We start from the raw sequence: 14620 nt of genomic DNA, 5'->3' as shown, positions 1-14620 counted from the left end.
CGCTCCACAAAACGGTCTACGGGAGAATGCCCCGGAGCCTGAGCTACGGCAACGCAGCCGCGAGGCGCCGGAGGGTTTCCCCGCAGCGCGTTTTTGTGGAGCGAAGCGGAACCACGCGCGAAGGGAAAACCCGCAGGGCCTCGCGGCGACGGGATCAGCCGCACTTAGAGCAGCAGCGCCCCACCCAGGCCGAGGGCGGCCATCAACACCATGAACACGATGGCGATGGGCATCACGCGGGCAAGGAGCTTTCCCTCCACACCCACGGTCTTGACGGCAGCCAGGCCAATGGCGAGCGTCTGCGGCGAGATCATCTTGCCCGCGCCCACGCCGAGCGAGTTGAGCGCCACCATCCAGTAGGAGTCCATGCCGAGTGCCTCCGCAGCCTGCTGTTGCACCGAGCCGAACAACAGCCCCGAGCTCGTGCCAGACCCCGTGACGAACGCGCCTACCGCGCCGATGACCGGCGCCATCAACGGGAACAACGAGCCGGTGACCGCGATGCAAAACGACGACACGGCCGAAATCATGCCGGCGTATCCCATGACCTTCGCGCAGCCGAGTACGGCGAGCATGGTGATGACCGTGGGCATCATCTGCTTGACGGTGGCGGCAAGCACTTCGCCCATCACGCGCGGAACCGCACCTTGGATGAGGCCGCCAATGAACGCGGCGATGAAGATCCAAACGCCGGGTGTGTTGATCCACGTGAACGTGACGGTCGAGGGATCGGAACCAGAGAAGATCGTGACCGAGCTCGAGAACTGGGCGAGCCACGCGTTCAGGGACGGCACGAGCTTCGAGGTCGCGAGCAGCAGCACGAAGATCAAGATAAAGCACGACCATGCACGCAGGGCACCTGCCAAGGTCGCCTTCTCGGTCGATGCGATCTCCATGCGATACTCGTCGCGTGCCGCGCCCGGACGGCGCGCCAACAACGCCGTGACGATAAGCGAGCACAGGGAGCCGACCACAACCGTGAGCTCAGGCCCCACGAACGCCGCGACCGCCAAGGACGGCAGCGCGTAGGCGACACCCGACGCCAGGGCGATATGCCAAACGCCGCCGAGACGCGTACCCACGCCGGCACCCGGCGCGCACTCCTCACCGGTCTCGGCGGCGAGGAACACGACGATGAACGGAACGATGACGAAAAATGGCGCAAGCTGAACCATCTCGGTAAAGGCAAGGCAAACCGGGTCGAGCCCCGTGAGGCCCGCGAGCGACACGGTGGGAACGCCCACGGAACCGAAGCAGGTGGGAACGCCATTGGCGACCAGGCAGATGAGAACTGCCTGCAACGCTGGGAAACCGAGTGCCGCGAGCATGCCCGCCGGAATCGCCACGGCGGTCCCGAATCCGCTCATGCCCTCCATGAAGCCACCAAAGCACCAAGCGACCAGCAATGCGAGAACGCGGCGATCGGTCGAGAGCGAGGTGATCATCGACCCGATCACGTCCATGGCCCCCGTGCGGACGCACAGGTTATAGGTAAAGACCGCCGCGATGATCACGAGCACGATAGGCCACAGCGCCATGAGAAAGCCCTCGAGACTCGCCGTGGCGACCTCGGGGATGGGCATGCCCCACCATGCAAGCGCGAGCACACAGGAAATGACGAACGATCCCGACGCCGCCTTCCACGCGGGAAGGCGAAGCGCCACGAGCGCGACGATCAACCAGACGATGGGCAAAAGGGCCAATATGAAGGGGATGGCAAGGTCGGCAATTGACAAAACGGCTCCTAACGACATCCGATATCCGACAATGAGTCCAATGCGCGACGAGCCATACGCCTCGTGCTGAACAACCGCACCGCCGCGCGCCGGACCATAGTACCACTCACCCGCTCACCCCAACCGACGCCCCGTCGGGACGCACCGCCGTACGCTCCGGTCGACTCCGTCCGTATCGGGCCGCTTCCAAATCGTCCACGCCGCCCTTCGGAAAACAAAGGGGCTATACTTCCGAGCAACCCAACCGATTGGAATGCCCGTGCCTTCACATCCGCTCGACAACCTCCGTGTCAAAATCCGCGATCTCCACACGCGTCACGGAGATGGCAACCGCGCGTATATCGCAGGCGGACGACCCAGCAGCTCGCGCACGGAAGCCGCGGAACAACCCTCCCCGCGCGAACCTGGTCCACTCGCACGCCTGGCGAATGCCTGGTGGACGCGGCTTATCGAATCGATTTACGACGGTGGGCTCTCCGCACAGGAGGCAGAGTACGAAAGCGGCGAAACACGGCGCGACTACGTGTGGAACACCATCGGCATCGGCGTATGGGGCATGGTCTTTCCCGTGCTCACCGTCGTCGCCACCCAACTCGCCGGCACCGAACAGGCAGGACGCTTCTCCATGGCGTTCGCCGCCGGCACCCTGCTCATGTTCCTGTCGAACTACGGCGTGCGGACGTTCCAAGTATCTGACATCGACGAGAAGAACTCCTTCGCCTCTTATCAGCTCAATCGCTGGATCACCTCGATCATCGCACTCGTGATGGGACTCCTGTACTGCACCATTCGCGATTACGGCCCCGGCATGCTCATGTTGTCCATGGGCGTCTACGTCTACAAGATCGTCGACGGCCTCGCCGACGTATACGAGGGTCGTCTCCAGCAGGCGGACAAACTCTATCTCGCCGGCATCAGCCAGGCACTGCGCTCCCTTGCCTCCATGGCGGCATTCTGCATCCTGCTGTTCCTCACCAGGAGCTGCGCCGTCGCGGCGGCAGGAATGGCCATCGCCGCCGTCGCCTCGCTCATCCTCGTCTCCATTCCCCTCGCGCTGCTCGAAACGGAAGGGTCGCGCCCGTGGAATATGGGAGAGGTGGGTTCCCTCTTCCGCCACTGCTTCCCGCTGTTCTCCGCGGTTTTCCTTTTCAACCTCATCGAGAGCCTGCCCAAGTTCGCCATGGAGGGCATGCTCTCTTACGATAACCAGCTCTACTTCAACGCGCTCTTCTTTCCCGCGCAGGGCATTCTGCTCGCCTCCGGGTTTATGTATAAACCCCAGCTGCTCAGGCTGGCGAACATCTGGTCCAACCCACGCCGTCGCAAGCGCTTTGACCTCATCGTGCTCGCCATGTTGGGCGTCATCACCCTGCTCACCCTGGGGACCCTCGTGTTCATGGGCTGGATAGGCATATCGGTCATGAGTTTCATGTACGGCATCGATTTCGAGCGATACCGTGTGGCGGCGAACCTCATGATCATCGCGGGAGGCGTGAGCGCGTCGATCGACTTTCTCTACGCCATCATCACCGTCCTGCGTCATCAGAGCTCGGCGACCAAACCCTATCTCATCACCTTCGCGTTCGCCCTTGTCGTACCCACGGCGCTCATCTGGATCATAGGCCTCGACGGCGCGGTCATAGGCTACCTCGCGTCGATGACACTCCTATTGACGCTCCTCGGCATCAAGTACTACCGCATCAGGCAAAACCTCTCGCAGCGCAACCGTTCGCCGTTCCGCTCTTGATGCACGGCGCTGCGATGCGGCAGGGGTTACTCCCCTTCTTCGATGTCCGCGAGCCACACGCGGCGGTCCTCGAGGCGCATAATGCCCACGCGGCCGCTCGGATACCCGGTGGCGGCAGAACAGTCGATGCAGATGCGATCGGCCACACCACCCGTGTCGCGCGAGGGCCCAACCTCCACCATCACGCCGCGCAGGGCTTCATCCACGCCATCACCGCACATGAGCGTCGCGTATCGACCCAAAAGCACCGAGGGCGTGTGTCCGGCAATGACCACGGGGCCCCGTCCGTCGCAACCGACCAGTCCCGTGGGTTCCGACCAGAACTCACGGCGTATCCACAGAAGGTCGTCAACCCGTTGTTGAACCATAGCATCGAGTAGGTTGCGTGGCGTGGCTCCGCCATAGCCTCCCTGCGTATCGGCCGCCACGCCCATCGCGGCAAGCGACTCCCTCAACCGTGAAGCGTCGATGCCCGCGTGACACAACACGTGCGAGCGACGGGCACCGGGAGCCACGGAGCGCCGTGCATCGTCAACCTCCACGACCGCGAACGTCGGCAATGCCGCGAACCAATCCATGACATCGACGTACGCGTCGCGCGCAAGCGCGTCGAGCTGCTCAGATGTGACGAAACCGCCATTCATGTGCCACGCCATCATGTCCGACTCGTCACCCGTGAGAATCGTCTCAAGAAGCATCGCTTCGTGGTTGCCCATAAGCACGTGCGTATTGGGCAGAGAGCGCACGATGCGCACCACGCCCAGGGGATCGGGGCCACGATCGACCATGTCCCCCAGGACGAAGACGGCATCATTCGATCCAGGCTGCGCCAATTCCAAAGCGCGGTCGAGTGCCCGCGCATGTCCGTGCGCGTCCGATGTCACATACGTCGCCAATGCAGTCTTCCCTTCAAGGTCAACTTGAACGTTAGGGTTATTGTATTCCCCTCAGGCGCACATCTCAAACTCCCGTGTCGCGGCCGTGTAAACAATTGAATATGGAAAGCGCCCCCATGCGCCGCATGCTTTAGAGTGATAAAGTACATCGCATTATCCAAACGACTCCCCAAAGGACAGCCATGGCACGCGTGCACAACTTCTCCGCCGGTCCCGCCGCGCTCCCCGAGCGCGTGCTGCGCGAAGCTCAATCCGAGCTGCTCGACTTCGCGGGCAGCGGCATGTCTGTGCTCGAGATGAGCCACCGCTCCCCCGTCTATCAGGCCGTCATCGACGAAGCCGAGGCGACCCTGCGCCGACTGCTCGTCATCCCCTCGAACTACCGTGTGCTGTTCCTGCAGGGCGGCGCGACCCTGCAGTTCGCGGGCGTACCGCTGAACCTCATGCGCCGTGGCCATGCGGGCTACGTCGTGAGCGGTAACTTCTCCAAACTCGCCTGGAAGGAAGGATGCAAGTACGGCCAGGCAGAGGTTCTCGCCAGCAGCGAGGACACGAACTTCGACCGCATCCCCGACCTCACACCCGTAAAGGAACGCGCCGCCGCGGGCGACCTCGACTACGTCCACATCTGCCAGAACAACACGATCTTCGGCACGCAGTTCCACGAGCTGCCCGACTGCGGGTCGACGCCCCTCGTGGCTGACGTATCGAGCTGCTTCCTGTCCATGCCGCTCGACATCGAGCGCTACGGCCTCATCTACGCCGGTGCCCAAAAGAACGCCGGCCCCTCCGGCGTGACCGTGGTGATCGTTCGCGAGGACCTCATCGAGGGCGGCCCCGCGCGCACCGACATCTGCCCCACCTACATGGGTTACAAGCTGCAGGCGAGTAAAGGCTCCATGTATAACACGCCCAACACCTTCGGCATCTACCTATGCGGCAAGGTCTTCCGCTGGATCGAGGAGACCGACGGGCTCGTCGCCATGGCACAGCGCAACCGCGCCAAGGCAGAGCTCCTCTACCACACGCTCGATGAAAGCGAGCTCTTCCACGGCACGGCCCAACGCGACAGCCGCTCCATCTGCAACGTCACCTTCCGCACCAACGACGTAGACCTCGACGCCGCCTTCATCTCCTTCGCGCGCGAACGGGGCATCGAGGGCGTGAAGGGACACCGCCTGGTGGGCGGCATGCGCGCCAGCATCTACAACGCGGTGACCATGGACTCCGTGGGGGCCCTCGTGACGTGCATGAAGGAATTCGAGAGGAAATTGCCGTCGCGATCTATCTAGGGGCACCGCCCCTCTCCCATTGCGCCACCGCATCGCGTGTGGAACGTCAGGCCGGCTCCCGTGAGGTCCGCCGCGAGTTCCGCACGAGCCGAAGGCCGCGAAACGCGTCATGCGCACCAGCAAGACTGTCCGAGCACCGGGCCTCGCAAGGACCGGTCAGCGGGAATGTGAGGCATTCATGAGATACATCAAAACCATCGACGACATCACCAAGGACGGCAGCGTCGACTTCGGCGCGGGATACGAATTCGTCGAGGACGCCAAGGACGCCGACGCGATCCTCATGCGTTCCACCGACCTGCATGGCTACGAGCTGCCCGAGGGTATCCGTGCCATCGGTCGCTGCGGCGCGGGCGTGAACAACATCCCCGTCGAGGAGTACGCGCGCCGCGGCGTGGTGGTGTTCAACTCCCCTGGTGCCAACTCAAACGCCGTCAAGGAAATCGTCATTGCCATGATGATCATGTCGAGTCGCGGCATCGTGCAGGCCATGCAGTGGGTGCGTGACAACGCCGAGGATCCCAACATCATGGTCGATGCCGAAAAGGCGAAAAAGGCGTTTGTCGGGCGCGAGGTACGCGGCAAGCGCATCGGCGTCGTGGGCCTCGGCAACGTGGGGTCCAAGGTCGCCAATGCCTGCGTCGAGCTCGGCATGGACGTCTACGGCTACGACCCGTTCATCTCCGTCGAGCACGCGTGGGCCTTAAACCGCGAAGTCCAGCGCGTGGGCACGCTCGAGGACCTCTGTCGCGGCTGCGACTATCTCACCTTGCACGTGCCGTCCAAGGCAGACACCATTGGCATGATCTCCACCGAGCAACTCGCCCTGCTCGCCCCAGGCGCCGTGCTCATCAACTTCGCCCGCGAGACCATTATCGACGAGGACGCAGTCGCCGCGGCGCTCGAATCCGGGAAGCTCGCCTGGTTCGCCTGCGACTTCGCCACGCCCAAAACGGTGAAGATGCCCCGCACCTTCATTACCACGCACTCCGGCGCCGGCACCGCCGAGGCGGAGGCAAATTGCGCCGACATGGCGATTTCGGAGCTCAAGGACTACCTGGAAAACGGCAACATCGCGCATTCGGTGAACTACCCGTCCTGCTCCATGGGAAAGGCCCGCGCGGCGAGCCGCATCGCATGCCTGCACGCCAACGTCCCGAACATGATCGGCCAAATCACCGCCATTCTCGCGAAGGACAACGCCAACGTGCAGCGCATGGTCAACGAGAGTGCCGGCGAGAACGCCTACACGATGTTCGACACCGATGAGCACCTCGACAGCGTAACCATCGATGCCCTCAAGGACATCTCCGGCATGTACCGCGTCCGCGTGATCAAGTAGGCTCGACGGCGCCCCCGCTTAGAGCGGCCGCCGTCGAGCCCGCCGGGCGCGTACAATAGTGGGCAGTCACGCCTCGTCATCTGAAAGGAGGCCCCATGAAGGCCCTCCCATTTCCCTGCATCCGCCCCGTTCCCGAGCATGCGGCGGAGGTCGCCGCGCTGCCGTATGACGTGTTCGACCGCGCCGAGGCGGCGGCGTATGTGGCGGGACACCCCCTGTCGTTCCTGAACATCGACCGCCCCGAAACGCAATTCGACCCTGAACACGACATGTACGCCCCCGAGGTCTACGCGCGCGGGGCGGAGCTGCTGCGCGAGCGCATCGAGGACGGGACGTTCGTCGAGGACAAGAACCTCGCGTACTACATCTACCAACTCGCCTGGGAGGGCCGCGTCCAAACCGGCATCGCATGCGTTTGCGCCGTCGACGATTACGAGCAGGGCGTCATCAAGCGCCACGAGCTCACGCGCGAAGACAAGGAGCGCGATCGTATCGAGCACATCGAGGCCCTCGGCTGCCAAACTGGGCCCATCTTCCTCACCTACCGCGACCAGCCCGTGCTGGACATGATCGTGGGCGCCGCCAAAACCTCAACGCCCCTGTACGATTTCACCGACGAGGCCGGGGTGCGCCAGACCGTGTGGGAGGTCGCGCGTCGCGACGCCGTGGATGCGCTCCACGCCATGCTCGGCCAGATTCCATGCGCCTACATCGCCGACGGCCACCATCGCGCCGCAAGCGCGGTGAAAGTTGCCCAGCGCATGCGCGAGCAGGCCAAGGCGGAGGGCATGTACACCGGTAAAGAACCCTTCAATTACTTCCTCTCCGTCCTGTTCCCGGCGAGCCAGCTCACCATCCTGCCGTACAATCGCGTGGTCGCCGACCGCAACGGTCTCGATACACACGAGTTGCTCGAGGCTCTGAGCGGCACGGGCTTTGGAATCATCGAGGCAACGGGGCCGGTCGAGCCGAGCGAGCGCGGGGTGTTCGGCATGTTCACCGACGGCACCTGGTATGAGCTGCACGGGGACATGCGCGACGCCGTGAGCGCCGTCGCCTCCCTCGACGTCTCCATCCTGCAGGACCACATCCTCGCGCCCATTTTGGGCATCGACGATCCTCGTACCGACCCCCGCATCTCATTCGTGGGCGGCATTCGCGGAACCGATGAGCTTGAGGCCCGGGCGGGCAAGAACGGCATAGCGTTCACGCTGTGCGCCACCGGCATCGACCAGCTGCTCACCATCGCGGACGCCGGCGAGGTCATGCCGCCCAAATCGACCTGGTTCGAACCCAAACTGCGCAGCGGCCTGTTCATCCACCGCATCGCGAAGTAGCTCAAAGCCGCTTTCCGGCCCTTGGTTCCGTGCATTTTCACGATGATGGTCAAAATACCCTAGTTGTGCGCCAACATGACCTCGTTTCCAGCGATGCATACTCGGCCGCACATGTGAATCCTGGGACTTTGCTCTCATCTTATGAACCAGACCGGCACTCGCGTGCGCGAGCACGACCCGGAGATTGCGCAATCCTGGGGTTTTGTCTTGAGTCTTCTTGAGGTTCAACGCACAAACAGGGTATTTTGACCACCTGACCGGAATCGTATGGGGCGCCAAGCCCTCGGCCTTAAAATATATTCATTCACCACTGCGATTCATACCATTTTATGCAAGACCGCCCGGCTCCCATGGAGCCGGGCGGTCTTGCCGCGCGCCACTTGAAAGCCCACGCGCAAAGCGCGCAACCGGTGCTGCCGAAAAGACGCATCCGAGACGCGAGGCGCCTACTCCCCGAGCAGTACCCTCAGCCGATCCTGCTCGATGACCTCAATCAGCTCGAACATCCCCTCGCTGAACGCAAAATGCATGATGCTGCAGTTGCCGGGCACCTTCCCATGATCGAACCCGCCGTCGGGCACCCATCGGGTCAGGAACTCGCGACATGCCGACCCGTGGCTCACCGCCAACACGCGCTCATGGCCGGGACGCGCCATGATTTGCGCAAGCGCATCGCTCACACGACGGCGCACGTCCATCTGCGCCTCACCACCGAAGGGGACATAGAAATCGCCCCACGGGAACGGCGGCATAAGGCTCACGCGCTCCCCCTCAAACGCGCCGAACCCCCATTCGCGCAGGTCCTCGACGCGCTCATAGCTCATACCCACGATGCGCTCGATAGTCTGCTGTGTGCGGGTCAGCGTGGAAGTGTACGCATGGTCGAACGTGATTCCCTCGCGCTCGAAATACCTGCCGATGCGCTCCGCCTGCTCCTCGCCCTCGCGCGTGAGAGGCGCATCGCACCAACCTTGGATCACTCGCTTCTCGTTGAACATGGTCTTGCCGTGTCGGACAAGATACAGGTCGCCGTGCATCAATACCCCCCTTTGGCGCCCCGTCGCGCGGGCGGGCGTCGCATTTGTTTACATCTATGTGTTCCGATTGTATCAATCGACGGCGAATGCCGGCCAAGCCCGTCCTTGACCTTAATGTTGCGGAAAGGTTTATCCTACGGACGATCGACGTCGAGGAGGCCGACATGGACTTACGGGAAACATACGGCATCGGAGAGGTCTCCAAGATCGCGGGAGTATCGACCCGCACATTGCGTTTCTACGAGGAAGAGGGGCTGCTGAAGCCCACGAGGGGCCCCAACGGGTACCGCCGCTACACGCCGGCGGACATCGACCGCCTGCAGGAGATCCTGCTCTTGCGCCACATGGGCGTAGGCACGGCCGAGATCCCACGCGCCCTGAGCGCCACCGAAGATGAGCGCCGCCGCGCGCTCGCCCATCATCTCGAAACGCTCAAGACGGAGCATGCGCGCCTCGAGGCGCTCATCCGCACCGTCGAAACCACCATCGCACACATCGAGAAAGGAACGCCCATGAGCGACAAGGCCAAATTCGAGGGCATGAAGCGGGGCCTCATCGAGGACAACGAGCACGAGTACGGCAAGGAGGTTCGCGAGCGCTGGGGAGACGCCGCGGCAGACGAGGCGAACCGCAAGATGCTCAATCTGAGCGAGGGGGAATTCGAGCGCTTCCAGGAGTTGGGACGGGCCATCAACGAGGCGCTCGAGGCCGCCGTGACCGCGGGCGCCGACCCGACGGGCCAAGAAGGCGAGCGCATCTGCTCCATGCACCGCGAGTGGCTCGGATTCACCTGGAACTTCTACACGCCCGAAGCGCATCGCGGCCTGGCCGAGATGTACGTCGCCGACGAGCGCTTCACCGCATACTACGACGGGAACGTCGCCGGGTGCGCCACCTGGCTGCACGGTGCGATCACCGCGCACGCGAGGTAGGAGCGGGGGCGGCCCGGTGTGCGGCAGCTCGACGCGTTACGGCGAAGTTCCCCCTGTGCGGGGCGCCCCGCCGACAGAACATCGATGCGCCGCTGTGGCCCGGACGGAACGCGCGCTCAAGCTGAACACGTTCCGTCACGCCCGCTCGAGCAGGTCGAGGCATGCGGGCTTCATGCGGTAATGCCCGATGATGCGTCCATAGCGCTCCAGCCCGTCCTCCTCATAGCACAGCTGGAACGGGCTCGCATGGTGGATGAGATACGGGATCCCCTGCACGTTGCGGCGATCGGACACGATACCGACATGCCCTTCGTACAGTACGATATCGCCACCGCACCACTGGTCGATCTCCCGCACATCATTGGTAAGACTCAGGGCATGGGCACCCAAGAACACCTCGAGGTTCGGGGTGCGGCGAAAATCGATCGCCGGATCCGGGGCGGCGATGCCGTAGGCGTCCGGACGGTGGACGATGTCGGCAGCCACCAGCCGTTGCAGGTCATAGCCGGCATCCCGACATGCAATGGCGACGACGTCGGTGCAGACGCCGAACTCGTCATCGGGATATCCGGAAGCGTAATAGGCGCTCTTGTAATGCGGTCGCGTCCCGATGTACGAGAGGGCGGCGGCGAGAATATCCTCGTCGTCCGGAATGCCATCGAAATCGACGTCGGGAGAGTCCACGGCGCCGCTAAGAGCGATGCCCGCGGCGCCTCCCCCGTCTGAACAGCAATCTTGCCCATACCGATCCGCGGGACGTCGGGCCGACGTGATGCACAGGCGCCCCGTAGCGATGAGGCCCAATCCCACCACGGCAAGCACGCAGGCCATCACGGCAACCAGGACACAGGCCTTGCGGGTTCCGCCACGTCTCTTACCCATTTCTACCCTCCGTCCCATCTCCACGACCGACGACAGGCTCGCGTAGCGAGCAAACCCACGCGCTGCGGACAACCAAGAGTCGCCCGCCCTTAGCAGCCAGCATCGAATTGCGTCCGGGCGAACCAGTACCATTATCCCAAGGGACCATTTTGCGCGGGAGGTACATGATGAGAATCTTCCTGATATCTTTCATTGTCACGTTCACGGCGAATCGCATCTGGCGTGCACGCCGCTCAGGGCATCGCTAGAGGGTCGCTTATGGACGAGAGCGTACAGGTGTTGGTGGAGCAGATGACCTTCGGGCTCATCGCATTCGGGGTCGACATATCGCTATTCTTCGCCTGGGTGTACATCGAATATCGAAAGCACCCCGCAGCGGAACGGCGGATCCTTCGCAAGAGACTCCTCATCGCATTGGGGCACGGCGCCCTCAATTTGATCAAATTCGCGATTCTCCTCGTTGCGGGGCTCTTCATCGCCGTCTCTTGGCTCGCCCTTAAGGAGAATCCGGCGCCACGTCGCCGATGAAGGTGTCGTATATGCAGAGCCAGGAAGCTATCGCGCGGTCCATCGCAGAGCGGGCGGAGAGGCATCGGCGGGCGATGGAAAAGCTGGTTGCAGCTACAACCATAGAGAAACGTCACACGCAGCGGCAACTTGACCATCTTGCTGCCCACGGAGCATCTCCGTCAAATCGCCAACGCCGCCCATCGATAGATAACTTCCACTCACTGATTAAAATGAATTCACTTGAAATCTTCCATTTTCAATCCCTTACAATACGGTTGTTCTTGGGCTGTAATCCGTGAGGAGCATAACCAGGCAGCTGACAATTCAAAGATGCACGGGCTGTTACTCTTCGAGGCATAACCGTGGAGGCCAAGGGTCTTCTTACGGTTGCGTCGAAGAGTTTTTCTTTATGAGCGTGGTTCCAGCTCACTGATTCGCGCCCGTCATCACGGGCAGACAGAAAGGAGGTGTAATAATGCGAGCGATCAAGAAGATCAACAATAATGTCGTCACCTGCATAGATGACGACGGTAATGAGCTCATCGCCATGGGTCGAGGCTTGGGCTTTGGCGAGTTGCCTCGTGATCTCAAGCTGTCGGAGATATCTCGAACCTTCTACGATGTCGGAAGTCGCTATCTTTCCGCAGCTGGCGACCTACCAGAAGAAGTTCTCGAGTTCGCGGCAAAAATAGTCGACGTCGTACGGAACCAGCTTCCCTATGAACTGTCCCCGAACCTCACGTTCATTCTCGCCGACCACATCGCCTATGCGGTGGAACGAGCTCGAAAGCAGATGTACATTCGAATGCCCATGGCGTATGACGTCCAACAGAGCTATCCAGACGAATACAGACTTGGCTCTTTCGCCGTCCGTCGCATCGAAAAGGAGTTCGGCGTTGGGCTTCCCCGCGAAGAAGCAGCCGGCATCGCCCTCAATCTCGTGAACGCGCAGATGTCAACCGAGGAGATACGCGCATCCGAAACCACCGCAGACGACCGCATGCTCGAAGATGTGACAGAGATCATCGAGGGCTCTTTCGGAATCGCCGTCGACCGCACGTCATTCGCCTTTTCTCGCTACGCAACGCACATGCTGTATCTATTCAAGCGGCTGCGCATCGGCGACAACTTGGAAGCCGCGGGCTTGGATGCCAGCATGCTCACGAGCATGCGCGAGCAATTCCCCCAGGGCGCATCATGTGCAGACGCGATCGCCCGCCACATATTCAGCTCATGGGGGCGCAAGCTCTCCGATGATGAGACGCTGTACATCATCATCCACATCAGCAGGATCTGCTCGTAGCGACCCATGCAATCCGCATCGCGCCGCACCACGAACCCGATCAAGGAACCACGCGCCAACACGGCGCATGTCGAAGGACTGTTACTGGGTGTTCGCGCAGTCGACCGTCCCAGGCATAACCTTTGCAGCATCACCAGCACGACCAATTAGGTCACTGAACTGCAAGGAGTTCGACATGAAATACGAACAACTCTGCAATGATATTTTGCAGATCATCTCGACCGATAATATCCAAGACGTCTTTTGCTGCATCACGCGCCTGCGTCTCATCGTGAAAGACAAAAGCATCATCGACCGCGAGCAGCTCGAGGCTATCGAGGGCGTCCTGCAAGTCAAAGAGATGGGCAATCAAATCCAGCTCGTCATTGGCACCCACGTGCCCGACGTCTACCGTGAGTTCTGCAGCATCACAGGTTTTAAGGAAAAAGACGTCATCGATGATGACGACGAGCAGCCTACGGGCGAGAAGGCCCCCATCTCCTCGATGATCCTTGAGACGCTATCCTCGATTTTCCTCCCCGTTCTTCCCGCGTTCTGCACGGGCGGCATGATCAAGAGCCTCGTCCTCATCCTCACGACCTTTGGGCTCATCGCTGGTGACAGCGGAGTCGCCACCGTGCTGAACGCCGTCGGCGACGCCCCGTTCTACTTCCTCCCGTTCCTCGTGGGCATGACGACGGCCAAGCGCTTTGGGCTCAATCAGGTCTTCGGACTCATGATCGCCGGTTGCCTGCTGTATCCCACATTCCTGAACCAGACCGCTGGAGCCTCCATCCAATTCCTGTTCTTCCAGGTTCCGGCATATAGCTACGCCTCTTCGGTTCTGCCCACCATCCTATGTGTCATCGCGTTCTCGTACCTGTACAAGGCCGTCGATCGTTGTATCCCCGCAAATCTCAAGATCGTCCTCTCGGGAACGATCTCCTTTGCAATCTTCATGCCCGTCTTGCTCGCCGTGGTAGCTCCGCTCGGTAACTACGCGGGCATCCTGCTGAGCCAGGGCATCAACGCCGGGTTTGCCACCATGGGCCCGATCGCCGGCGCGCTGTTCGGCGGCCTGCTGCCCTTCATCATCATGGCAGGCATGCACTCCGCCACCTTCCCCGTCATTCTCCAGAATCTCGCCACCACTGGATTCGACGTGCTTATGCCAGGCTTCTTTGTGAACAACATCGCCGTCGCCGGCGCAACCATCGGCGCATCCTTCAAACTCAAGGGCAAGATGCGCTCCGCCGCGTTCTCCAACGGCGCCATCGGCCTGCTCGGCATCACCGAACCCGCCCTGTACGGCATCGATGTCAAGTACAAGCAGCCGCTCATCGGTGCCATCCTCGGCGGTGCCGCCGGAGGTGCCGCCTACATGCTGTTCGGCGTGAAATGCTTTGTCTTTGCACAGCCCGGTCTGTTCAGCATCCCGGGCTACATCGACGGCACGAGTAACCTGATGTTCATGGGGATCTCCCTGCTCATCGCCTTTGTAACCGCCTTTGCGTACTCGTTCGTCATGACCAAGGACACCGACGGATCTAGCGACACCGCTTCGACTCAGCTGTAGCGCACCGCCCGTTTCCGCACAGTCGCGGCGCGCCGCCCTGCTGCAGCGCGC

The 14620-nt window shown here is 61.9% G+C and carries 12 protein-coding genes; 8 read left to right on the top strand and 4 right to left on the bottom strand.

The features are described 5' to 3' along the window. Positions 1–164: 164 nt before the first annotated feature. Positions 165–1736, bottom strand: coding sequence for an L-lactate permease (locus tag ACX9NZ_RS02920; RefSeq protein WP_407495874.1), 1572 nt, complete (start codon positions 1734–1736; stop codon positions 165–167). Between the two features lie 259 nt (positions 1737–1995). Between ACX9NZ_RS02920 and ACX9NZ_RS02915 the strand changes: the two genes are divergently transcribed. Beyond that, entirely contained in the window at positions 1996–3483 is a 1488-nt protein-coding gene (locus ACX9NZ_RS02915) for a lipopolysaccharide biosynthesis protein (RefSeq protein ID WP_199588866.1), read from the top strand. A gap of 26 nt (positions 3484–3509) precedes the next feature. Here ACX9NZ_RS02915 and ACX9NZ_RS02910 read toward each other — a convergent pair whose 3' ends face one another. Next, positions 3510–4379, bottom strand: coding sequence for a metallophosphoesterase (locus tag ACX9NZ_RS02910; protein WP_294159833.1), 870 nt, complete (start codon positions 4377–4379; stop codon positions 3510–3512). Positions 4380–4561: 182 nt separating this feature from the next. On the opposite strand from ACX9NZ_RS02910, the gene serC reads away from it, so the two are divergent. From serC to ACX9NZ_RS02895, 3 genes are all read left to right on the top strand, one after another. Continuing rightward, entirely contained in the window at positions 4562–5671 is a 1110-nt protein-coding gene (gene serC / locus ACX9NZ_RS02905) for a 3-phosphoserine/phosphohydroxythreonine transaminase (RefSeq protein ID WP_294122935.1), read from the top strand. Positions 5672–5849: 178 nt separating this feature from the next. Next, positions 5850–7013 carry a phosphoglycerate dehydrogenase gene (locus tag ACX9NZ_RS02900; RefSeq protein WP_118653149.1) on the top strand — a complete coding sequence of 388 codons (1164 nt, stop codon included), beginning with the start codon at positions 5850–5852 and terminating at the stop codon, positions 7011–7013. A 95-nt stretch (positions 7014–7108) separates the two neighbouring features. Next, on the top strand, positions 7109–8350 hold the full coding sequence (locus ACX9NZ_RS02895; protein WP_302741859.1) for a DUF1015 domain-containing protein: 1242 nt from the start codon (positions 7109–7111) through the stop codon (positions 8348–8350). 446 nt (positions 8351–8796) lie between these two features. Here the strand turns inward: ACX9NZ_RS02895 and ACX9NZ_RS02890 are convergent, their stop codons facing one another. Beyond that, positions 8797–9387, bottom strand: a complete 591-nt coding sequence (locus ACX9NZ_RS02890) for a histidine phosphatase family protein (protein WP_294122816.1) — start codon at positions 9385–9387, stop codon at positions 8797–8799. A gap of 164 nt (positions 9388–9551) precedes the next feature. Here ACX9NZ_RS02890 and ACX9NZ_RS02885 point away from each other — a divergent pair, with 164 nt between their 5' ends. Then, positions 9552–10319 (top strand): MerR family transcriptional regulator, encoded by a 768-nt coding sequence (locus ACX9NZ_RS02885; RefSeq protein WP_294122815.1) that lies wholly within the window; start codon positions 9552–9554, stop codon positions 10317–10319. A 135-nt stretch (positions 10320–10454) separates the two neighbouring features. Here the strand turns inward: ACX9NZ_RS02885 and ACX9NZ_RS02880 are convergent, their stop codons facing one another. After that, the gene (locus ACX9NZ_RS02880) at positions 10455–11201 is read right to left on the bottom strand and encodes a DUF1287 domain-containing protein (RefSeq protein ID WP_294122814.1); all 747 of its coding nucleotides are present in this window, start codon (positions 11199–11201) and stop codon (positions 10455–10457) included. A gap of 258 nt (positions 11202–11459) precedes the next feature. Between ACX9NZ_RS02880 and ACX9NZ_RS02875 the strand changes: the two genes are divergently transcribed. The 3 genes from ACX9NZ_RS02875 (at position 11460) to ACX9NZ_RS02865 (ending at position 14569) form a co-directional block, all read left to right on the top strand. Beyond that, complete coding sequence (locus ACX9NZ_RS02875) at positions 11460–11729, top strand: hypothetical protein (protein ID WP_294122812.1); 270 nt, start codon at positions 11460–11462, stop codon at positions 11727–11729. Positions 11730–12186: 457 nt separating this feature from the next. Then, positions 12187–13014 (top strand): PRD domain-containing protein, encoded by an 828-nt coding sequence (locus ACX9NZ_RS02870; RefSeq protein ID WP_294122810.1) that lies wholly within the window; start codon positions 12187–12189, stop codon positions 13012–13014. Positions 13015–13189: 175 nt separating this feature from the next. Next, positions 13190–14569, top strand: a complete 1380-nt coding sequence (locus ACX9NZ_RS02865) for a PTS transporter subunit EIIC (RefSeq protein WP_302741858.1) — start codon at positions 13190–13192, stop codon at positions 14567–14569. Positions 14570–14620: the final 51 nt, after the last annotated feature.

It is taken from the genome of Collinsella sp. BM28 (genome assembly GCF_054551995.1).
This window is presented reverse-complemented; position numbering and strand designations above follow the sequence as displayed.

Bases quoted from the DNA above. Each gene is read 5' to 3' on its own strand.
- serC (WP_294122935.1), top strand. From the start codon at position 4,562: ATGGCACGCGTGCACAACTTCTCCGCCGGTCCCGCCGCGCTCCCCGAG.
- ACX9NZ_RS02900 (WP_118653149.1), top strand. From the start codon at position 5,850: ATGAGATACATCAAAACCATCGACGACATCACCAAGGACGGCAGCGTC.
- ACX9NZ_RS02895 (WP_302741859.1), top strand. From the start codon at position 7,109: ATGAAGGCCCTCCCATTTCCCTGCATCCGCCCCGTTCCCGAGCATGCG.
- ACX9NZ_RS02890 (WP_294122816.1), bottom strand. From the start codon at position 9,387: ATGCACGGCGACCTGTATCTTGTCCGACACGGCAAGACCATGTTCAAC.
- ACX9NZ_RS02885 (WP_294122815.1), top strand. From the start codon at position 9,552: ATGGACTTACGGGAAACATACGGCATCGGAGAGGTCTCCAAGATCGCG.
- ACX9NZ_RS02880 (WP_294122814.1), bottom strand. From the start codon at position 11,201: ATGGGTAAGAGACGTGGCGGAACCCGCAAGGCCTGTGTCCTGGTTGCC.
- ACX9NZ_RS02875 (WP_294122812.1), top strand. From the start codon at position 11,460: ATGGACGAGAGCGTACAGGTGTTGGTGGAGCAGATGACCTTCGGGCTC.
- ACX9NZ_RS02870 (WP_294122810.1), top strand. From the start codon at position 12,187: ATGCGAGCGATCAAGAAGATCAACAATAATGTCGTCACCTGCATAGAT.
- ACX9NZ_RS02865 (WP_302741858.1), top strand. From the start codon at position 13,190: ATGAAATACGAACAACTCTGCAATGATATTTTGCAGATCATCTCGACC.